Origin of the sequence: Pseudomonas sp. LS-2 (genome assembly GCF_003605735.1) — a bacterium.
In the GTDB taxonomy this organism is placed as follows: Bacteria; Pseudomonadota; Gammaproteobacteria; order Pseudomonadales; family Pseudomonadaceae; genus Aquipseudomonas.
In genome coordinates this window covers 1-20,564 of the sequence record NZ_QXTJ01000035.1, presented here as the reverse complement: position 1 = coordinate 20,564, position 20,564 = coordinate 1, and the positions used below count along the sequence as shown (strand labels likewise).

Here is a 20,564-nt window from a genome sequence, read left to right as displayed (position 1 = left end):
CGGCGTTGAGAAAAGGCCAGAGCATGAAGGGCTGCCAGTGATCTGGCAGATTGCTGCGCGACGCAGCACCTACACGCACTTGAGCAAACGCAGCGTGCTTTACAAAGCCAAGCGCAAGATCGAAAAGGCCAAGGCGCAAGTGCGTGCGAAGGTGGAGCACCCGCTCCGGGTGATCAAACGCCAGTTCGGCTATGTAAAGACTCGTTTTCGCGGCTTGGCCAAGAACACGGCGCAACTGACTACGCTGTCTGCCCTGTCGAATCTGTGGATGGTGCGCCGGCAATTATTGCCTGCTGCAGGAGAGGTGCGCCCGTGAGGGCAGATAACCAAGCCTTTGCCTTGGTTATCCAATAATCAGCGGCAGAAAATTGGACTTTTCGGCATCCCCAAGCCGTCCATCTCCGGCTGATGGGCAACTTGTTCGGAGTTTCCCTTGGCATGCTGGATTCAGCAGACGCGGCACGGGTGAATGCCTCGGCAGCCACGCCATAGACTCGGCATGGCCAGCCAGCTCTCTCGCAGTGTCGGTGGGCATCAACCCCTTTGGCGAGCGGACAAACAGGCTCACCCCGACGCTATGCTCTAATTCGTCTATACGGCGCCGAGCAGTGGCTTGCGCCACACCCAGTGCTCTTGACGCGGCGGAAAGGCTGCCGGTTCTAAGGACTGCTAGGAAAACGCGCTGGGTTTCCCAATGAAGCTGCGGTGTATTCATACATTTCCTATGAGCTGCTAGGTAAGTTTGATCAGTTTCAATCATACCTAGACTCACGCATGCTTTCCCCGACCCTACCTTTCCCATCACGCGCCCATACGCGCCCCACGAGATAAAGCTCATGATAATTTCGGGAAGCTGCCGCTGCGGAAACGTCACTTTTGAGAACGAATGCCCACCTGTCATGACTACCGCTTGCCATTGCGTCGGATGTCAAAAAATGTCCGCTAGCGCATTTTCTCTGACTGCACTATTTCCTGCGTCGGGCTTCGCAGTTACCCACGGCGAAACTGTCATCGGTGGTCTGCATGGACCGACTCGCCATTATTTCTGCGCACACTGTCTGACGTGGCTATTCACCCGCGCTGCTGGAGTTGAAGAGTTCGTCGGCGTGCGCAGTAGCCTGTTGGAGAACCCGCAGCACTACCTACCGTTCATGGAGACCTGGACGAGAGAGAAATTACCTTGGGTGACGACCGGGGCATCGGTCAGTTATGAAGCATTCCCGGAACCGCAGGATTATCCAGCACTGATGTCTCAATTTCGAGCCAGGCGTTAGTAGAGAGGCGGCCGGCTACTGTGACGATGCCGTGCATCCCTCAACCGATTGCCTATTTTTTGCCGATTGCTGCTACCTGCGCGGGTGAGGATGATATTAGACACGTTCATGAAGCCATTAGTGCATGGCGGACCCTGGGGGAGGTGTAGCGTTGGTTAACCGCTGGCTTGGCGGCCTAAGGCTAGCCTCCCGTTACCGGTGGAAAGAAAGCGATGTCGTCGCCATCGCACAATGGCGTGTCCAGTGAGCACAACTCCTGGTTGCGTGCACACATCAGGTTGGCCTGGCCAAGGGTTTCCATCCATGGGCCACCACGGTTGACTAGCCGTCCGCGCAGGTCGCGCAGACTGGCCATCGAGGGCTCCCATTGCAGCGTCTCGCCCTCGCTGCCGAGCAGTTCACGATAGCGGGCGAAGTAGTTTACTCGGATCATGGCGCGACCTCGGCTTGGTACTGGCCAGAGCGACTGTCTGACTTGCGCAGCACGCGCAGCCAGTCGACCTGTGGGGGCAGTTGCTGGCCGCGGTTGGCCAGACTGGTCAAGGGAATGGATGATTCGGGTGTGTCGATCACGTGAGCTCCAGAGGCGTGGGCTGCAGTTGCGGGTAGAGCAACAGCCGGGCTTCGTCGAAGCATTGCTGGGCCAGGGCCGAGTGCGGTTCGCTGCGGCGCAGCAGCAGGCCGACCGGGGCGTGGATGCTGGCATCGGAGATCGGCAGGATATGGATGTGCTCGCTCAGGCCTTCCAGGCCGTGGTCCAGCGGCATGATTGCGCAGCACAAGCCAGCGCAGACGCCTTGCACCAGCTGATAGGTGGAGTCACTGTCAAGGATCGACTTCGGATGCAGACCACGGCTGCGGAAGCTCAGGTCGATCGACTGGCGGTAATGCATGCCCTGGGACAGCAATCCTAGAGGCAAATCGGCGATGGCTTCCCAGGTTAGGCTCGGGCCGTCGAAAGCGAACTGCCGAGTGTCGTACAACAGGCCCATGCGCGTGGCGCCGAGCTCGATCACGTCGAAGTGATTGCGATTGATCTGGTCGAGGTAGCAGATGCCAAGGTCCAGCTGGTTGCGGATCAGGCCGTCGGTCACCTGTTCTGAACTCAGCGACGAGAGCTGTACCTGAAGTTGCGGGTAGCGGTTGATCAGCGGCTTGAGCAGGTCCATCAGGTTGAAGCCGGACAGCGGCACCATACCGATGCGTAGGCTGCCGACAATGCGCCCACGGCAGTTGGCAGCCTCGGCCTGCAGGCCGTCGTAGGCGGCCAGCAGTGTCCGGGTCCAGCCGAGTATCCTCTCGCCAGCCTGGGTGAAGCCCTCGAAACGCTGGCCGCGGTTGACCAGCATCAGACCCAGTTCATCTTCCAGGTTGCGCAGGCGCATGGACAAGGTCGGCTGGGTAATGTGGCACAAGGCAGCGGCCTGACCGAAATGTCGGGTCTGGTCCAGGGCAATCAGGAACTTGAGCTGTTTGATATCCATGGGGCGCCTTGCTGATTGGGTTTGAAAAATACGAAATCATCGAGGCGTGGCACTTGTGCAGGTGATCGCTGCCAGGCCTTCAAGGCATCGAAAAGTAAAATGAAGTTTAAATATCGTCCAATGGGAAATAGCGAAGAATTGATAGAGCGTACTGATGAGGCAGTGTGATAGAGGTCGCTTATTATGTATTGGGTATTATCGATTGGACACGTTATCTACGGCGTTCTAGTTTCTCGGGCGTATTGTCGAATTATCAGAGTGCAGAAGATGAGTGCCAAACCCGATGCCGTGTTCGTTCCGCTGAATATTGCTGTGCTGACGGTCAGCGATACCCGTACGTTTGAGACCGATACATCCGGTGAACTACTGGCCAGTCGAGCGGTGGGCATGGGGCATCGTCTGGTGGCCAGGGAGCTGCTCAGAGACGATCTGTACAAGGTCCGCGCCCAGGTCGCTGGCTGGATTGCCGATGAGGGGGTGCAGGTTGTGTTGATCACTGGTGGCACTGGCTTTACCGGACGCGACAGCACGCCGGAGGCGGTCAGTTGCCTGCTGGACAAGCACATTGATGGCTTCGGCGAGTTGTTCCGCGCCCTATCGATCCTTGATATCGGCACCTCCACGGTACAAAGCCGTGCCCTTGCAGGCTTGTCTAACGGCACCCTGGTGTGCTGCCTGCCGGGTTCCACCGGTGCCTGCCGCACTGCCTGGGAGGGCATTCTGGTCGAGCAACTGGACGCCCGGCATCGCCCGTGTAACTTCGTACCTCACCTGACGGTGGCCAACCTGTGCGGGACACGTTCGTGAGCGCTTTGATGGCGGTCGACGAAGCCTTGCGCCAGCTTTTGGCGACGGCCAGGGGGACGCCGTTTACAGCGTGTGAACTGGTCTCGCTGCGCCAGGCCGACGGGCGCGTGCTGGCCGAGGATCTGCGCGCAGCTATCGACCTGCCGCCTTGGGCCAACAGCGCCATGGATGGCTACGCGATGCGACTTGACGATCTGGCGACCCAGCCGTTGTCGGTGTCGCAGACCGTGTTCGCCGGCCAGGCCCCTGGCCCGCTACAAGCGGGCAGCTGTGCGCGCGTGTTTACCGGAGCGCCCATTCCGGCGGGAGCCGACTGTGTGCAGTTGCAGGAGAACTGCAGGCTCGATGAGCAGGGGCGAGTGAGCTCGCTGACTACATTGCGGCTTGGCGACAATATCCGGCCGCAGGGTAACGAGATTCGTGCCGGCGCCCCATTGCTGGCTGCTGGCACTGTACTTAACCCGATTGCCTTGGGGGTGCTGGCCTCGCAAGGCATCAGCCGGGTGTCAGTGGTGAGCCGACCCAAGGTGGCATTATTATCCAGTGGTGATGAGCTGGCAGGAGAGGGCGCGATCCTCGGTCCGGGGCAAATCTTCGACAGCAACCGCGTGGTGCTGGCTTCGCTGCTCGACCGCCTGGGGTGCGAGGTAATCGATCTGGGACGTGTGCCTGATGATCCTGCGCTGCTGCGTGCGGCCCTAACCCAGGTCGCAGGTATCGAGCTGATCATCAGCAGCGCTGGGGTGTCGGTGGGCGATGCCGACTGCATCGGTGCGCTGTTGCGTGAGGCCGGCGAGGTGAAGTTGTGGAAGCTGGCGATTAAGCCGGGCAAGCCCTTTACCTTTGGGCATGTCGGCACCATACCGCTGCTGGGGTTGCCGGGCAACCCAGGGTCGGCCCTGGTCACGTTCCTGCTGTTGGCGCGGCCCTATTTGCTGGCGCGCATGGGGGTAGCACGATTAGAGCCTATGCGTGTGCCGGTGGTGGCAGGATTCTCTTGGTCCAAGGCAGGCAAGCGTCAGGAGTATCTGCGGGTGAGACTCGACGGCGGTAGGGCGCGCTTGCTGGAAAACCAGAGTTCGGCGACCTTGCTCAGTGCGGTTCAGGCCGACGGATTGCTGGAGGTGCCAGCGGGCGAGACATTCGAGGCGGGGGATGTGCTCGATTTCCTCTCATTTGATGGCGTGTTCTAGCTGGGATGATCGATGGAATTGCCGGGGCCGCGTAGCGCCCCCCGGCAATCTGGCGCCGAGCAGAACGGCACCTAACCTTCACAGATCAAAGCAACGGCAACGTATAGCTGACAATCAGGCGATTTTCATCTTGATCCCGTTGCGCCGCATACCCGGACACCGTACCTGCAGGTAACCCACTGCGCAGGGTGGCATTCTTCCAGGCCAGCCCGAGTCCTTTGAACGGCCCGGAAGGCGTGACATAGCTGAGCGCGATATCCCGCTCCCATTCGCTGCGGTCAGCGTGGGCCGTATCGATCGAATCCCCCTTCAGATATAACACGCTGAAGTTGAGCCCCGGTACACCAGCCGCCGCGAAGTCGTAGGTATACCGTGCCAGCCAGGTCCGCTCCCCGGCCCGGTTGAACTTGAGCAACTGCGCATCGGTGACCAGGTAGGTGCTGGTGCCCTCGCCATCGCCACGGTTCAGATAAGGAAAGTCGCTGTCACCGGTCAGCACCTGATACCCCGCCCCCAGGCTGTGCCCGCTCAGGCTGTAGGTGAACATGCCACTGTACACCTGGTTGTCCACCTCGCCCTTGGTCACGTTGCCACCGTAGTAGCCGCTGCTCAGGTAGTTGTCTTGGCGCCCGGCAGCACTGGCGTTCTTGCCGTCGCTGTCGCTGAGGAACACCCGCAGGTCGGTCTTCAGGTTGCCCGGTCCCAGCGGCAGGTTGTGCACCAGGCCGAAAAAGTGTTGTTTGTAGAAGTCGTCCAGCTCGCCGTAGTAGTACTGCAGCACCAATTGCTTGCTGGCCTTATAGTCGGCACCGGCGAAGTAGAGGTGGTTGCTGTCGCGGCTCTTGGCGGTGCTGCCATTGGCCCCGGCGATGCTCAGGGCGCGCAGGTCGGTGGAGTTGCGCCCGCGGGTGTGCTCCAGCTGGCCGGCGGTCAGGGTCAAGTTGGCGAAGTCGTTGGACGTCAGCTGGGCGCCTTCATAGGTCAGCGGCAGCAGGCGGGCATCGTTGGACACCACCACCGGCAGCTTCGGCTGCAGGGTGCCGTAGCGCAGCTCGCTGCGGGCGATGCGCATCTTCGCGGTCAGCCCGAGGCTGCTGAACTCATCCACCGCCGAACCATCGTGCTCCAGCGGGAAGATCGTGCCGGGTTGGCGTTCGACGTTGGCCTTGCCGGCCCTGCCGCCACCATCCAGGCGCACGCCCAGAAGGCCTAGGGCGTCGACGCCGAAGCCGACTGTGCCCTGGGTGTAGCCCGAGGTGTAGTTGAGCATGAAGCCCTGGCCCCATTCGTTCTGCTTGCTCGGCGCGGCGCTGCCGTTGCGGTTGTCGGTGTCGATGTAGAAGTTGCGCAGGGTCAGGCTGGCTTTGCTGTCTTCGATGAAACCGGCGGCGTGGCTGCACAAGGGCGTGAGGCCCGCCAGGGTGGCCAGGGACACGGCCACGGAGAGGGTGGTGCGTTGCATGGGTGCTGCTCCATTGTTGTGATGGGTTGACGCGCACGCGGACGCCGCCGTCCAGCGGTGCTGGCCGGGGCGGGCAGGGTGTTAGGGGTTCAGCTGAGGATGTGGTCCACCGGCTGCAGCGCCGGCGGCAGCTCGGTGTAGCCCAGAGCGCTGAGCGCGTCGCGCTCCACGGTGCGCACAATGGCATCCAGAGGCAGGTCGTTCTCGTCGCGGCCGAACGGGTCTTCCAGTTCGTCGCTGATGGCGTCCAGACCAAAGAAGGTGTAGCTGACGATGGCGGTGAACAGCGGCGCCAGCCAGCCAAGAGGCTCGGCCATGGCGAATGGCAGCAGCACGCAGAACAGGTAAATGGTGCGGTGCAGTAGCAGGGTGTACGGGAAGGGCAGTGGCGTGGCCTTGATCCGCTCGCAGGCCGCCTGCGCCTCGGACAGACCCTTCAGGCGCTGTTCCAAGGTCATGTAGCGCCATTCGCTGATTTGCTGATACTGGGCCAAACGCGAGATGCGTGCGCCGAGCGATTGCAGGATGCCGTCGCTGAGGTTGTGCGGCGGCAGGCTGGCGGCATCGCCGACCCAGGGCGTGGCAGCCTTGAGCTCGTCGTCGCCGCGCAGCCGTGCGCCGAGGGCATGGGTGTAGCCGCACAGTCCGCGCAGCAGCAGGGCGCGCTGCTCCGGATCGGCGATCACGCAGCTTGCACGGATGAACGACCGCACCTCGATGACCACCTGGCCCCAGGCCTTACGGCCCTCCCACCAGCGGTCGTAGCAGGCGTTGTTGCGAAAGCTCATGAAGATCGACAGCGAGATGCCCAGCAGGGTGAAGGGCGTGGCATTGACCTTGGCGTAGAATGCCGGGTGCAGGGTCTCCACCAGCACGATCAGCGAGGCCAGCGCGCTGACCATCAGGGTGCGCCGGGCGATGCGCCGGGCAATCGAACCCTTGAGGGTGATCAGCACGTTCAGCAGGTTGGGTTTGGCGTGGACGATCATGGCAATACCTGCGGGTTCATCAGGCGAAGTTGGAGCGCGGCAGCAGACTAGAAAGTGCAGGTAGCATCGTCCAATCATATTTAATGACCACTTGATCGGTAATCTCTATCACGACCGGGTGATAGAGATTACCGATGAAGTCTTAATTACTTTCAATTTGACGCTAGTTCATCGTGAAAATAGCCTGCACGGGTCAGCAGTGTCGAAGTTGATTATTTGAACTCAATGAAACTTCGAATTTGTTAATTAGCCTGCCGCGACCAAGGGTGATCCTGATGAGCGACGAAGAACATATTAGAAGTTACAACGGACCGGCCGCCGGCTGGGGCGCGCTGATGGGCGTGACCAAGGCCTGGCTGGGCAGCGAGAACGCCGTCAAGAACGTCCGTGCGATGCTCAAGACCAACCAGAACAACGGTTTCGACTGTCCAGGCTGCGCCTGGGGCGAATCGCCCGAGAACGGCATGGTCAAGTTCTGCGAGAACGGCGCCAAGGCAGTCAACTGGGAAGCCACCGGCCGTTCGGTCGACCCCGACTTCTTCGCCAAGTACAGCGTCAGCGCCTTGCTCGAACAAAGCGACTACTGGCTCGAATACCAGGGCCGCCTGACCCACCCGATGCGCTACGACGCCAGCACCGACCATTACGTCGAGATCAGCTGGGACGAGGCCTTCGCCCTGATCGCCAAGCACCTGAACAAGCTCGAGTCGCCCGACCAGGCCGACTTCTACACCTCGGGCCGGGCCAGCAACGAAGCGGCGTTCCTCTACCAGCTGTTCGTGCGCACCTACGGCACCAATAACTTCCCCGACTGCTCGAACATGTGCCACGAGGCCAGCGGCCTGGGCATGTCCAGCACCGTCGGAGTGGGCAAGGGCACCGTGGTGTTCCACGACCTGGAGCTGGCCGACGCGATCTTCGTCATCGGCCAGAACCCCGGCACCAACCATCCGCGCATGCTCGAACCGCTGCGCGAGGCAGTGGAGCGCGGCGCCCAGGTGGTGTGCTTCAACCCGCTCAAGGAGCGTGGTCTGGAGCGCTTCCAGCACCCGCAACACCCGTTCGAAATGCTCAGCAACGGCTCCGAACCGACCAACACCGCGTACTTCCGCCCGGCCCTTGGCGGCGACATGGCGGCCATCCGTGGCATGGCCAAGTTCCTCCTGCAGTGGGAGCGCGAGGCCCAGGCCAACGGCATGCCACCGGTGTTCGATCACGCCTTCATCAAGGCCCACACCACTGGCATGGACGACTACCTGGCACAGGTGGACGCCACCTCCTGGGAGCACATCGTCGAGCAGTCGGGCCTGAGCAAGGCCGAGATCGAGCTGGCCGCGCGCATGTACCGCAAGGCCGAGCGGGTGATCATGTGCTGGGCCATGGGCGTCACCCAGCATCGCCACTCGGTGCCGACCGTGCAGGAGATCGTCAACCTGCAGCTGCTGCGCGGTAACGTCGGCCGCCCGGGCGCCGGCCTGTCGCCGGTGCGCGGCCACAGCAACGTGCAGGGCGACCGCAGCATGGGCATCGACGAGAAGCCGCCGACCTGGCTGCTGGACAATATCCAGCGTCGCTTCGGCATCGAANAAGAGCACCGCACCAAGGTGTTCATCGCCCTGGGCGGCAACTTCGCCCAGGCTACCCCGGACACCCCGCGCACCCACGCGGCGCTGCGCAACTGCGACCTGACCGTGCACATCTCGACCAAGCTCAACCGCTCGCACCTGGTCACCGGCCGCGATGCGCTGATCCTGCCGTGCCTGGGCCGAACCGAGATCGACATCCAGGCCGAAGGGCCGCAGGGCGTCACCGTGGAAGACACCTTCAGCATGGTGCACATCTCCCATGGCCAGCTCAAACCGCGCTCGCCGCTGCTCCGCTCGGAGCCGTCGATCATCGCCGGCATGGCCAAGGCTACGCTGGGCGACCGGCCGATCGACTGGGACTGGGTGGTGGCCGACTATGCACGCATCCGCGACCTGATCGCCGATACCATTCCCGGGTTCACCGATTTCAACGCGCGCCTGGAGCACCCGGGCGGCTTCTACCTGGGCAACGCCGCCGCCGAGCGTGAGTGGAACACGGCCAGCGGCAAGGCCCAGTTCACCGCCAGCCAGCTGCCGGCGCAACTGGTCAACGAGACGGTGATGGCCCGTGGCGAGACGCCCGACCTGATTCTGCAGACCCTGCGCTCGCACGACCAGTACAACACCACCCTGTACGGGCTGGACGATCGCTACCGCGGCGTGTTCGGTCTGCGCGAAGTGGTCTTTGCCAACGCCGCTGACATCCAGCGCCTGGGCTTCGCCCCCGGTGACAAGGTGGACATGGTGTCGCTGTGGGAGGACGGTCTGGAGCGTCGGGTCAGCGGCTTCACCCTGGTGGCCTACGACATCCCTGCCGGCCAGGCGGCCGCCTACTACCCGGAGACCAACCCGTTGGTACCGCTGGAAAGCTATGGCGACCAGACCTTCACGCCGACCTCGAAGTTCGTCGCCGTTCGCCTGGAGCACGCGCAAGCGGATGCCTTGATTCACGCCGTCAGCGCATAACTCTCGACCGTTCAAATCAATCGACGGCAGGCCCCTCGGGCATGCGGCGCAGCACTGGCCGCCGCCTGGGAGGCACCTGCCTGTCCACAAGGATATCGTCATGTCGAATCTGAGTGCACTGGACCTGGCAAGGCTGCAATTCGCCTTCACGGTCTCGTTCCACATCATTTTCCCGGCCATCACCATCGGCCTGGCCAGCTTCCTGGCCGTGCTCGAAGGCTGCTGGCTGAAAACCGGCCATTCGGTCTACAAGGACCTCTACAAATTCTGGTCGAAGATCTTCGCCGTCAATTTCGGCATGGGCGTGGTCTCGGGCCTGGTCATGGCCTACGAGTTCGGCACCAACTGGGCGCGCTTCTCCGACTTCGCCGGCAGCGTGACCGGGCCGTTGCTCACCTACGAGGTGCTTACCGCGTTCTTCCTCGAAGCGGGCTTCCTTGGGGTGATGCTGTTCGGCTGGGGCAGGGTGGGGCGCAAGCTGCACTTCTTCGCCACGGTGATGGTGGCCATCGGTACGCTGATCTCGATGTTCTGGATTCTCTCCTCGAACAGCTGGATGCAGACCCCGCAAGGCATCGAGATCGTCGATGGCCGGGTGATGCCGCTGGACTGGTTCAAGATCATCTTCAACCCGTCGTTCCCGTACCGCCTGGCGCACATGGCGCTGGCCGCCTTCCTCTCCACCGCGTTCTTCGTTTCGGCCTCCGCGGCCTGGCACCTGCTGCGCGGGCGCAATACGCCGCAGATCCGCAAGATGCTGTCGATGGGCATGTGGATGATCCTGGTGGCAACGCCGGTGCAGGTGGTGGTCGGTGACGCCCACGGACTGAACACCCTGGAGCACCAGCCGGCGAAGATCGCCGCCATCGAGGGCCACTGGGAGAACAAACCGGGCGAAGCCACGCCGCTGGTGCTGTTCGGCCTGCCGGACATGGCCGCCGAAACCACCCGCTACAGCTTCGAAGTGCCGTACCTGGGCAGCCTGATCCTGACCCACAGCCTGGACAAGCAGATCCCGGCGCTGAAGAGCTTCGCCAAGGAAGACCGTCCCAACTCGACGATCATCTTCTGGAGCTTCCGGGTCATGGCCGGCCTGGGCATGCTGATGCTGGCCTGCGCGCTGCTGGCCCTGGTGCTGCGTCGCAACGGCGCGCTGTACCGCAACCGTGCCTTCCTCTGGTTCGCCTTGCTGATGGGCCCGTCGGGGCTGATCGCCCTGCTGGCCGGCTGGTTCACCACCGAAGTGGGCCGTCAGCCCTGGGTGGTGTACGGCATGCTGCGCACCACCGAAGCGGCCTCCAACCACAGCGCCGTGCAGATGAGCATCACCCTGGCGGCCTTCGTGGTCATCTACTTCTCGGTGTTCACCGTGGGGATCGGCTACATGATGCGCCTGGTGCGCAAAGGCCCGACCGCGCACGAGGAACTGCCGAGCCCCGACCAACCGGAATCGCTGGCCACCGCGCGTCGCCCGCTGTCCGTCGCCGACTGAGAAGGAACAGGCACATGGCAATTCAAGGTATCGACCTTTCGGTCATCTGGGGCGTGATCATCGCCTTCGGGCTGATGATGTACGTGATCATGGACGGCTTCGACCTGGGGCTGGGGATTCTCTTCCCGCTGATCAGCGATTCGAGCGATCGCGACGTGATGATGAACACCGTGGCACCGGTGTGGGACGGCAACGAGACCTGGGCGGTGCTCGGCGCAGCGGCGTTGTACGGCGCCTTCCCGCTGGCCTACTCGGTGATCCTCGAGGCCCTGTACCTGCCGCTGGTGCTGGTGCTGGCCGGCCTGATCTTCCGCGGCGTGGCCTTCGAGTTCCGTTTCAAGGCCCACCCGAACAAGCGTCACTTGTGGGACAAGGCGTTCATAGGCGGCTCGGTGCTGGCGACCTTCTTCCAGGGCGTGGCCATTGGCACCTACATCAGCGGCATCGCCGTGGTGGACCGCCAGTTCGCCGGCACTGGCTGGGACTGGGTGGCGCCGTTCCCGCTGTTCTGCGGCGTCGGCCTGCTGCTGACCTACGCGCTGCTGGGCAGCACCTGGCTGCTGATCAAGACCGACGGCATGCTCGAGTCGCGCATGCGCCACTACAGCCGCCCGCTGACCTACCTGCTGGCGCTGGTGATCGTGGTGATCTGCGCCTGGACTGCCTGGCTGCATGACGACATCGCCCAGCGCTGGTTCGGTGCCAGTCACTGGCTACGCTCGGTGCTGATCGCGGTGCTGGCAGTGCTGGCTGTGGTGGTGATCCAGAAGACCCTGCGCATGCGTCACTCGCACATGCCGTTCATTGCTGTGGTGGGGCTGGTGTTCCTGGGTTACCTGGGGCTGGCGATCAGCATTTGGCCGAACATCGTGCCACCGAGTATCACCCTGTGGCAGGCTGCCGCGCCGTTGACCAGCCAGCTGTTCGCTTTAATTGGCGCGCTGTTCATCATCCCGATAATTCTGGGCTACACCTTCTGGAGCTACCACGTATTCCGCGGCAAGGTGCAGGCGGGGGATGCCTATCACTAGGAGTCGAGCGGTGAAGAACGCAGGTGCAGGGACAAATACCTGCATCTGCGTGCCTAATTGCGATGCTTCTGTTGTTCGGCCCTCATTGATGGCCTGGCCATATTCCGAACTTTTAAAACTGTATCAAGGATAGCGTTTCTATGGATCATCATGAAATTGAACCCCAGGCGGTAGACGGTGCGGTTACCCGCAGCGCAATCTTCCTGGTGGCAACGCTCAATCCTGGCAATGACAGCCGCGACCGAGTACATGACCTGTGCGCCGATCTTGGCGGGCTAGTTCGCTCGGTCGGCAAACGGGTGCCGCGCGGTAACCTGTCTTGTGTCATCGGCTTCGGCGCGGCGGTCTGGGACAGTCTGTTCGGTACCCCGCGACCGGCTGGCCTGCATGCTTTCCGTGAGTTCGGCAGTGGCGAGCGCAAGGCCGTCGCCACGCCGGGTGACCAAATTGTTTGCTGTCGATCCTAACAAGCTCAGGCTCAAAAGTGCTTTGGCCAGCTTCCAAACAGATTCAAGAATGGAGTCGCCATATCAAATGGCTGAATTTTGGGTGGCAACCGTTCTAGAAGCCTACCAACTCAGCGCAGCACCAGGAATCGAACATTTTTGGGCTCAGCTTAGCCCCGATCAGCAAGGGCGAAGGCTAATTTTTACTCCGTATTGCAAGGCGCTTTTAGCACGTCGAGACTCCTTTACTGTCAAAAAGATCCTCGCCCGCTACAAGGAAATCAATCACGCGACAATGGCCGAGCTTGGGATTGATGATTTGATATCCGCGCTAGCTGAGATCGAGAAGGATGCTCCATCGACAAAGGACTTCATGCTGCTCATGATCGAGAGTGGCCAACGGTCTGTCGCGCAGCTGCGGCAACATTACAACCAGATCATTGCGAAAGACTTTGAAGGCTACGTGGAGGTGGTCAAGCCAGACCTGGCCCCTCATGAATATCTCAGAGACACCATGCTCGCCGTCGCAGGCGAACTCGTCCTTCGCAAACGTAACCTTCAAGTTGGGTTCAAGGATACCGAAGGGAATGTGAGTTTTGACGGCATGACCCTGGAGGATTGGATCAACGATTGGTTCGTATCACTGTTCGATCAGCGAATGTCGCATGCTAAACTCTCCTTGCGAGATCAAAAGCGCGGCGGGCATTCGGCTTCTGGTAAAGGTCCAGGAGAGATTGACGGCTTCATCACTTCAAGTGACAGCAGGCGAGTGGGGATTTTCGAAGCGTTCCGCCTCTTCTCTGTAGACACTACGACAATTGGAGACCACCTCAACAAAATTGCGGGGTATGACGGTGAGTCTCTCAGCCCTGTGGTGATGGTCGGTTATTGCGATGTTAAGAACTTTGCAAACCTCGTGAAAGGCTATAATTCCTACGTTTCAAATCAGGCATATACTGGTTATACAATCAGTGACGGAGCTCCTAGTGCATTGAGAGTGCTCCATGATGTAGATCATATTTGGCTAGCGAGCGAGACCCGGCGCAGAGGAGGTAAAGACATAGTCTTCTACCATCTTTTGATCAATCTGCACTTCTCTCCGACAGTTGAAATCCCAGAAAGCGGAAAGCAAGGGGCGTCAGTACCTCCGGTTAAAAGGGCTCGCCGCGCGCGTACTACTCAGATCTACAAAAACCCTCACAACGGTGAAATGGTTGAAACCAAGAGCGGCAACCATAAAATCCTCAAGGCTTGGAAAGGTGAGTATGGTGGCGATGTGGTTAAGTCTTGGCTAGTTCAATAAGCTACCAGATTAACGCGACAGCCACTCCAATGGAGTGGCTTGTTTTGCGATCTGGTGGTGAACGCTCGATGAACAGACCTTTCATAATCCCCTAAAGGCAATTGTGTTCGTTTACTTTCTAGCAGGCGCTATCACTCCTGTCGTCAATATCAAGCGCCAGCGAAGCCATCCTAATCTTGAGATCAGCAGGATTATGGGTGATGTGGATGTAATTGGTTGATGTTTTTTGCGGTCTCCTATATGGATTTTATAGGTTAAACAGTTGATTTGGTCGGCTCTTTTGGGGAAAGATTATTTCGATCTTTGTTAATGCCTCCTATATGTTTTCGTCTAAAATGTTTAATTGTTTTTTGCGAAGATTAGATAGCCCAAAGGAATTTTTTCAAAAAACAGCCTTGACAGGGCTTTGTTCCCGTCTATCATTTAAGTTCCGTGGTGCGAAAAGTAAAGGAAGACTGAGCACTTAAAGCTAGTTAACGTTAGCTGAAGGGGTGTTTGCGATGGCCGGTAATAAAAGCGTCGTCTATCATGGGACCCGTGATCTTCGGGTTGAAACAGTTCCTTATCCCAAGCTTGAGCACAATAATCGAAAGCTTGAACATGCGGTGATTTTAAAGGTTGTATCAACAAATATTTGTGGTTCAGATCAACACATTTATCGTGGGCGCTTTATCGTTCCTAAAGGTCACGTGCTCGGGCACGAAATTACTGGGGAAGTGGTAGAAAAGGGCTCGGATGTCGAATTAATGGACATCGGCGATTTAGTGTCTGTGCCTTTTAATGTTGCGTGCGGGCGGTGCCGCAACTGTAAAGAGGCGCGATCTGACGTTTGTGAAAATAACCTGGTCAACCCAGATGCGGATTTAGGTGCCTTTGGCTTTGACTTGAAAGGGTGGTCTGGTGGTCAAGCTGAGTATGTTCTTGTTCCTTATGCTGACTATATGCTGCTCAAGTTTGGTGATAAAGAACAGGCGATGGAAAAAATAAAAGACCTGACGCTTATCTCAGATATTCTACCGACAGGTTTTCACGGTTGCGTTTCTGCTGGAGTGAAGCCAGGTAGCCATGTTTACATTGCAGGTGCAGGTCCAGTAGGACGTTGTGCGGCGGCGGGGGCGCGACTGTTAGGAGCGGCATGTGTGATCGTGGGCGACCAGAATCCTGAGCGCCTGAAGCTGCTATCTGATGCCGGTTTTGAAACGATCGACTTACGTAACTCTGCACCGCTGCGCGATCAGATTGATCAGATACTAGGTAAGCCGGAAGTCGACTGTGGTGTAGATGCGGTTGGTTTTGAAGCACATGGCCTTGGTGACGAAGCTAATACTGAGACGCCTAACGGTGCCCTAAATAGCCTCTTTGATGTAGTCCGAGCAGGTGGCGCAATCGGAATTCCGGGTATTTATGTAGGGAGCGACCCTGATCCTGTTAATAAAGATGCAGGGAGCGGACGCTTGCATCTTGACTTCGGCAAGATGTGGACAAAATCCATACGGATTATGACTGGAATGGCACCAGTGACAAACTACAATCGCCATCTGACCGAAGCAATACTTTGGGATCAAATGCCTTATTTGTCCAAGGTGATGAATATTGAAGTGATTACACTTGATCAAGCACCGGATGGGTATGCGAAATTCGATAAGGGGTCTCCCGCTAAGTTTGTTATCGATCCGCATGGCATGTTGAAGAATAAATGAGCTAGCATTTGAGGTGTTTCGCGAATGGCGATGCTCTGGCAGTATTGTTAACGGGCTAAAATGAGTGTTTTGTAGTGAGTGAAAGCCTGCCCCACTAAATTTGTGGGGCAGGCCGTAAGATCCAGGTGCTCGCACCGTTCAGTCATTCATACTACCCATAGAACTGCCGCTCCCTAATTACTGGGAGAGGCAAGGCTCTTGACAAGCAGGGCCTTTATAAGGCTCGTGAAGTTAATTCGTTGTTCACTGGCTTCCGGTAATTTCTGGTTGTTTGTCAATGGTTAGCTGAGTATGCAGTTTATTGGCTGTCGCAGAGGGGGAAGATTTTTGCAGTCCAGCGCACCTAGTATGTCCCGCTCGATGACTCGAACCATTGCATCTGTAGGAAGGTCATTTTCTTCTCGTCCAAAAGGATCTTCAAGTTCGTTACTAATGGTGTCTAGTCCCAAGAAGGTGTAACTTACGATAGCGGTGAACACGGGGGCCATCCATCCAAGGGGCTCTGCCATCGCGAAAGGCAACAAGATGCAAAATAGATAAATGGTCCGATGGAGCAGTAGGGAGTAAGGGAACGGAATTGGGGTGGTTTTGATACGTTCGCAAATGCCCTGTACTTGTGTAAGCGCATTCAGTCGTTCTACTAGTACCAAGTATCGTACATCGCTAATCATTTTATCGGTGGCCAAGCGAGAGCACGTGGCTCCGATATGTTGCAAAATGTGATCGCTGACATTGTGACTAGAAGTTAGTGTATCGCTAGAAAGCCATGAGCTAGCTGCTTGAGCCTCATGCTCATTGCGAAGTTTGGCATTTAGAGCATGTGCGAACCCACAGAGACTGCGCAGTATGTCTTCTCTAAGAGATTGGTCAGATATGGCTGCACTCTCGCGTATAAATGAGCGTATCTCAATGATCATCATACCCCATGCTTTGCGTCCTTCCCACCAACGATCATAGCAGGCATTATTGCGGAAGTTCATGAAAATAGAAAGGGATAGGCCAAGTAGGGTGAATGGTGTTGCGCTAACATGTAAAAAATATTCAGGATGACGACTCTCGATCAAAACTATCAAGGACGCCAAGATGGCAATCATCAGGCATCGTGTCGCGATGCGTCTAACAATGGATCCTTTGAGTGTAAAAAAAAGGCCTAATACACCAGGGGTAGGTTGGACAATCATGATTTTTCCTTTTCAGTGGCTGGAATTTCTCAATGCACGATAGCTGTCGCTTGACGTCCAAAGTGCATAGGCGTGTGTTAGGTTTTCAGTTGTGGTGTGATGGGGCATCGCGTTTGTTTGGATCCCCAAAAAGCTTGAATAGCTCCTGGCTGTGACACATTCAGGTTTTTCCAAGTAAAGCATACGATTGTGCAGTGTTCGTCGCACCTAGTCATTGAAAAAATTGTTCGTAAAGAGTGAGGCAGCTCAAAGGGGAGCGAGTGGCTATCGTTTTTATTCGCGTGGCCCCTGGAAAAACGCATTGCGTAGGTCTAGCTGGCTAGGCGAGGGTGCTCTCTGATGAGGGCGCGGAACTGCTGATGTTTGTTTTAAGCTGAGCTAGAGCGTGTTGGCGAGCGCACCATCAATCGGTTTTCTCTATCATTGAGACGTTAAACTCGCCGTGACTTTTTGCCTATCGGGGGGGGGGAGGAGCCGAACGCTATCAAAAAACCATTGGAGGGGCCGCAACTGACGCAAAGATCGCTTTTCAACCGAAAGAGTGGAATAAAGGGGGGATCGATCTACGAAGTCATTGAGGAGTTAGCTGGGAGTGAGGCAGTGAAGCATGGGGTGTACGCCGCAATTGCGACCTGCACCCCATTCATTAGGCTTGGTGGATCTCCACCGTCAGATGCCGTATTTCATGAACCGGTAGCAACCGTTCACGAATAGTTGCAACATTGGTTACTCCACCAACGACGCTGACGATAACCGCGTAAGCGTCGGGTCCTACGCGCCAAACATGCAGGTCGCAGATCTGGACATCACCCGGTTGTTCAAGGAAGTCGCGGATTTCCTGCACTATGTGGTCATCGGTTTTGTCCAGGAGGACGCCGGAAGTCACTTTCATTAGATTCCATGACCAACGCCCAATAACCATAGCCCCCACAATACCCATCACAGGGTCGAACCAGCCCCACCCAAGGTATTTGCCCGCCAACAATGCCACGATTGCCAGCACCGAGGTCAGGGCATCGGCAAGGACGTGTACATAGGCCGACCGCAGATTGTTATCCCCGCTGCTGTGCCCAGGAGCGTGATCGTGAGGATGGTTATGTCCGTGATCATGGTCGTGCCCGTGCCCGTGCCCCAACAGCAGTGCGCTTACGATGTTCACCAGCAAGCCAATTACCGCGATGCCGATAGCCATGCCGAACTGGACATCATTGGGTTGAAACAGACGGACGACTGACTCGGCACCGACTGCCAGGGCAACCAGGCCCAAGATGAGCGCCGAAGCAAATCCACCAAGGTCACCGACTTTGCCGGTTCCGAAGCTGAACTGGGCGTTATTGGCGTGGCGTTTTGCGTAAGCATACGCGGCTGCCGCTATACCGAGCGCACCAGCGTGCGTGGCCATATGGAAACCATCAGCAAGCAGCGCCATCGATCCAGTGATGTAGCCAGCGGCAATCTCACCCACCATCATCACAACGGTCAGTAAGACCACCCCAAGCGTGCGCTTGGCATTCTCTTCATGAGAGGCACCGAGAAAAACATGATCGTGGGGTAATGTTGAGGTGCTCATTGGTTGGATGTCCGAGATCATTTCGAATACCGCTGAATCGCTTCTAGGAGTTCTTCCATTCCCTTGCTGCGCTCTTCATCAGTAAGGGAAGGGGCTGCCACATGAGCCCAGGCATGGTCCTTGATTATCTCGTCCAGGAGTCCGTTCATCGCGCCTCGGGCCGAAGCCACGAGAAAAAGTGTTGCTGCGCAGTCCGCCTCATCCACCAGTGCTTTTTCGATTGCTTGAACCTGCCCGGCAATACGTTTGACGCGTTTGAGCAGCGCCCCTTTCTCGGCTGCAAGATGGCTCATCGTATACCCCCCTACCTATATAAGTGGCGCAGAGAATGGCATACCCCACCCCCCTATTCAAGGGGCTACATTCTGAAGGCAAGAGCTTGAGACGAATGGCTTAGTTTATGAGGCTTTCAGCCGTCATCCGGAGGAAGTGAAGATAGAGCCGTCCTTGGCTTTGGCCGCCCGCGAGCACTTCTAGATTAATCTCGCGCCTTTCGCCGGTTTGAGGGAAAGGCTGACTTCGTTTTTCAACGTCTCGTTGCGACTCTTCAGCGACAGCATCTTGCTGCGTATTTCCTTGAGCTGGCCAATCATAGTGGTCACGGTGCGACGCTGCGTGTCGCCCGCGTTACCGCAGGCCTTGGCCTGTTCCGGACTGAGGGCAGTGTTTTCGGGACTTTTGGGACATTGAGCATCTGGCGCAGCCATCCAGGACATACCGATGATCATCACGATCTTCAGCAGAACCGCAGGTACCAGTCATTTCAGCAAGCCATAGCTCTAATGAACGACGGCCTTCAGTGCTGGAAGTAGTAGAACGTGCTTCAGGTCGCCTCCGCAGGTGATGAGGTGGACGAAGGAGGTGTCCTCGGGCATGCCGTGCGGTTCTGTTACTTGTGCAGGAAGGTAGCGCGTACAGCGTGATTAGATGGCGCGGGTCCAACCCGGCCTTGGCCGGTCCGCAGTAGACGATCTTCACCGCCGTCACCTAATAATCATCCAGCCGCCAAGCCGCTAGTCCCTTGATGAACACGTGATGGGTCGACAGGAGTTTGCTTAGTCCAGAGAACTTACCCTGCGGCATACTCCGGGCAAGCGCACCACCGTGCGCAGTGGCACATAGTTTCGGCTCGGTGACGGCGTCTGGGCAACGATCCTGATTGGCCCCAGCGACTAGCTAGTAATCGCGCTGGAAGAAATTCGATAGTGAAACAACGGTTTGGTCGATATCGAACCGGAGGCGCTTTCCACGAATCCATGTTCGGATAGTCCCTAGGTTCGAGCTTTTGCTCCTGGATAGCATGAGAAAGACCGGCAGCTTGTAAACGGTGAGGGGCGGGATTCGATACTGCGAGAGGATTAGGCAAAAAGGCGGCACTTACCATGTAACGCTTCCTCATACGAAAAATTAATCTAACCCCATGCAGCAAGGAGGTCCTTCTGCGGGGTCAGCAGCGCACATCGTAGCTGCGGCACCCACAACTCACATAGTCTCTGGAGTTGCCGCCATGAAATCCATCAAATCAGTAGTTATCAGCGTCGCTATCGTGGCATTCAGTGCGAACACCTTTGCGGCGTACAGCCAAAAAGAACAGACTCTGATTGGCCAGTCGCGTAGTGGCGTTGTGAGCGCTCCCATTTCGGAAAACGGTTCCGATCGCACCCCAGGTTCCCAGCGTGTAGCTGAAGGTGGTTCCGATCGCACTCCTGGCTTCCAGCGTATAGCTGAAGGTGGCTCCGATCGCACTCCTGGCTTCCAGCGTGTAGCTGAAGGTGGTTCCGATCGCACCNGGTTACCAGCGTGTAGCTGAAGGCGGTTCCGATCGCACCCCAGGTTCCCAGCGTGTAGCTGAAGGAGGTTCCGATCGCACCCCAGGTTCCCAGCGTGTAGCTGAAGGAGGTTCCGATCGCACTCCAGGTTTCCAGCGTGTAGCTGAAGGTGGTTCCGATCGCACTCCAGGCTTCCAGCGTATAGCTGAAGGTGGCTCCGATCGCACTCCTGGCTTCCAGCGTGTAGCTGAAGGTGGTTCCGATCGCACCCCAGGTTCCCAGCGTGTAGCTGAAGGTGGTTCCGATCGCAC

At 58.0% G+C, this 20,564-nt stretch carries 19 protein-coding genes and 3 pseudogenes; 11 read left to right on the top strand and 11 right to left on the bottom strand.

The genetic code is table 11. The features are described from left to right. The coding region (locus tag D3M70_RS20515) for a transposase (RefSeq protein ID WP_165869857.1) at positions 1 to 316 on the top strand (316 nt) is incomplete at its 5' end. A gap of 27 nt (positions 317 to 343) precedes the next feature. Here D3M70_RS20515 and D3M70_RS20510 read toward each other — a convergent pair. Next, on the bottom strand, positions 344 to 715 hold the full coding sequence (locus D3M70_RS20510) for a LysR family transcriptional regulator (RefSeq protein WP_375233003.1): 372 nt from the start codon (positions 713 to 715) through the stop codon (positions 344 to 346). A gap of 121 nt (positions 716 to 836) precedes the next feature. Between D3M70_RS20510 and D3M70_RS20505 the strand changes: the two genes are divergently transcribed. Then, positions 837 to 1,274: a GFA family protein gene (locus D3M70_RS20505; protein WP_080589257.1), complete on the top strand. Its 438-nt coding sequence runs from the start codon at positions 837 to 839 to the stop codon at positions 1,272 to 1,274. Positions 1,275 to 1,455: 181 nt separating this feature from the next. Here the strand turns inward: D3M70_RS20505 and D3M70_RS20500 are convergent, their stop codons facing one another. The 3 genes from D3M70_RS20500 to D3M70_RS20495 are packed head-to-tail and all read right to left on the bottom strand — an operon-like array spanning position 1,456 to position 2,758. Then, a complete protein-coding gene (locus D3M70_RS20500) occupies positions 1,456 to 1,707 on the bottom strand; it encodes a MoaD/ThiS family protein (RefSeq protein WP_016974506.1) in 252 nt (83 codons plus the stop codon). After that, positions 1,704 to 1,847, bottom strand: a complete 144-nt coding sequence (locus tag D3M70_RS32050; RefSeq protein WP_016974507.1) for a hypothetical protein — start codon at positions 1,845 to 1,847, stop codon at positions 1,704 to 1,706. Before D3M70_RS32050 ends, D3M70_RS20500 begins: the two co-directional genes overlap by 4 nt. Continuing rightward, positions 1,844 to 2,758 carry a LysR family transcriptional regulator gene (locus D3M70_RS20495; RefSeq protein ID WP_016974508.1) on the bottom strand — a complete coding sequence of 305 codons (915 nt, stop codon included), beginning with the start codon at positions 2,756 to 2,758 and terminating at the stop codon, positions 1,844 to 1,846. Before D3M70_RS20495 ends, D3M70_RS32050 begins: the two co-directional genes overlap by 4 nt. Before the next feature lie 267 nt (positions 2,759 to 3,025). Between D3M70_RS20495 and moaB the strand changes: the two genes are divergently transcribed. Continuing rightward, entirely contained in the window at positions 3,026 to 3,565 is a 540-nt protein-coding gene (gene moaB, locus D3M70_RS20490) for a molybdenum cofactor biosynthesis protein B (RefSeq protein WP_016977657.1), read from the top strand. A gap of 8 nt (positions 3,566 to 3,573) precedes the next feature. Continuing rightward, positions 3,574 to 4,758: a gephyrin-like molybdotransferase Glp gene (gene glp / locus D3M70_RS20485; protein WP_016974644.1), complete on the top strand. Its 1,185-nt coding sequence runs from the start codon at positions 3,574 to 3,576 to the stop codon at positions 4,756 to 4,758. An 85-nt stretch (positions 4,759 to 4,843) separates the two neighbouring features. Here the strand turns inward: glp and D3M70_RS20480 are convergent, their stop codons facing one another. Both D3M70_RS20480 and D3M70_RS20475 read right to left on the bottom strand, forming a co-directional pair. Continuing rightward, positions 4,844 to 6,220, bottom strand: coding sequence for an OprD family porin (locus D3M70_RS20480; protein ID WP_016974643.1), 1,377 nt, complete (start codon positions 6,218 to 6,220; stop codon positions 4,844 to 4,846). 89 nt (positions 6,221 to 6,309) lie between these two features. Then, a complete protein-coding gene (locus D3M70_RS20475) occupies positions 6,310 to 7,209 on the bottom strand; it encodes a bestrophin family protein (protein WP_016974642.1) in 900 nt (299 codons plus the stop codon). Between the two features lie 275 nt (positions 7,210 to 7,484). Between D3M70_RS20475 and D3M70_RS33480 the strand changes: the two are divergent. From D3M70_RS33480 to fdm, 7 genes and pseudogenes are all read left to right on the top strand, one after another. Then, a pseudogene (locus tag D3M70_RS33480) lies at positions 7,485 to 8,795 on the top strand (molybdopterin-dependent oxidoreductase); the annotation flags it as partial. Position 8,796: 1 nt separating this feature from the next. Next, positions 8,797 to 9,761: pseudogene (locus D3M70_RS33475) on the top strand (molybdopterin dinucleotide binding domain-containing protein); the annotation flags it as partial. Between the two features lie 100 nt (positions 9,762 to 9,861). Continuing rightward, positions 9,862 to 11,253 carry a cytochrome ubiquinol oxidase subunit I gene (locus D3M70_RS20465; protein ID WP_016974640.1) on the top strand — a complete coding sequence of 464 codons (1,392 nt, stop codon included), beginning with the start codon at positions 9,862 to 9,864 and terminating at the stop codon, positions 11,251 to 11,253. A gap of 14 nt (positions 11,254 to 11,267) precedes the next feature. Beyond that, positions 11,268 to 12,284 carry a cytochrome d ubiquinol oxidase subunit II gene (gene cydB, locus D3M70_RS20460; protein WP_016974639.1) on the top strand — a complete coding sequence of 339 codons (1,017 nt, stop codon included), beginning with the start codon at positions 11,268 to 11,270 and terminating at the stop codon, positions 12,282 to 12,284. A 140-nt stretch (positions 12,285 to 12,424) separates the two neighbouring features. Beyond that, a pseudogene (locus D3M70_RS20455) lies at positions 12,425 to 12,748 on the top strand (Dyp-type peroxidase domain-containing protein); the annotation flags it as partial. After that, a complete protein-coding gene (locus tag D3M70_RS33980; protein WP_371419628.1) occupies positions 12,672 to 14,033 on the top strand; it encodes a DNA binding protein in 1,362 nt (453 codons plus the stop codon). The pseudogene D3M70_RS20455 and the gene D3M70_RS33980, both read left to right, overlap by 77 nt. Before the next feature lie 500 nt (positions 14,034 to 14,533). After that, positions 14,534 to 15,733 carry a formaldehyde dismutase gene (gene fdm / locus D3M70_RS20445; protein WP_016974636.1) on the top strand — a complete coding sequence of 400 codons (1,200 nt, stop codon included), beginning with the start codon at positions 14,534 to 14,536 and terminating at the stop codon, positions 15,731 to 15,733. Positions 15,734 to 16,014: 281 nt separating this feature from the next. Here fdm and D3M70_RS20440 read toward each other — a convergent pair whose 3' ends face one another. From D3M70_RS20440 to D3M70_RS34290, 5 genes are all read right to left on the bottom strand, one after another. Beyond that, complete coding sequence (locus D3M70_RS20440) at positions 16,015 to 16,914, bottom strand: bestrophin family protein (protein WP_016974635.1); 900 nt, start codon at positions 16,912 to 16,914, stop codon at positions 16,015 to 16,017. 646 nt (positions 16,915 to 17,560) lie between these two features. Further along, on the bottom strand, positions 17,561 to 18,505 hold the full coding sequence (gene dmeF, locus D3M70_RS20435) for a CDF family Co(II)/Ni(II) efflux transporter DmeF (protein ID WP_016974632.1): 945 nt from the start codon (positions 18,503 to 18,505) through the stop codon (positions 17,561 to 17,563). After that, positions 18,502 to 18,777, bottom strand: coding sequence for a metal/formaldehyde-sensitive transcriptional repressor (locus D3M70_RS20430; RefSeq protein ID WP_016974633.1), 276 nt, complete (start codon positions 18,775 to 18,777; stop codon positions 18,502 to 18,504). The genes dmeF and D3M70_RS20430 overlap by 4 nt, the downstream gene beginning before the upstream one ends. 180 nt (positions 18,778 to 18,957) lie before the next feature. Continuing rightward, positions 18,958 to 19,200: a hypothetical protein gene (locus D3M70_RS20425; RefSeq protein ID WP_133306501.1), complete on the bottom strand. Its 243-nt coding sequence runs from the start codon at positions 19,198 to 19,200 to the stop codon at positions 18,958 to 18,960. A 1,074-nt stretch (positions 19,201 to 20,274) separates the two neighbouring features. Continuing rightward, the coding region (locus D3M70_RS34290; RefSeq protein WP_218568443.1) for a hypothetical protein at positions 20,275 to 20,564 on the bottom strand (290 nt) is incomplete at both ends.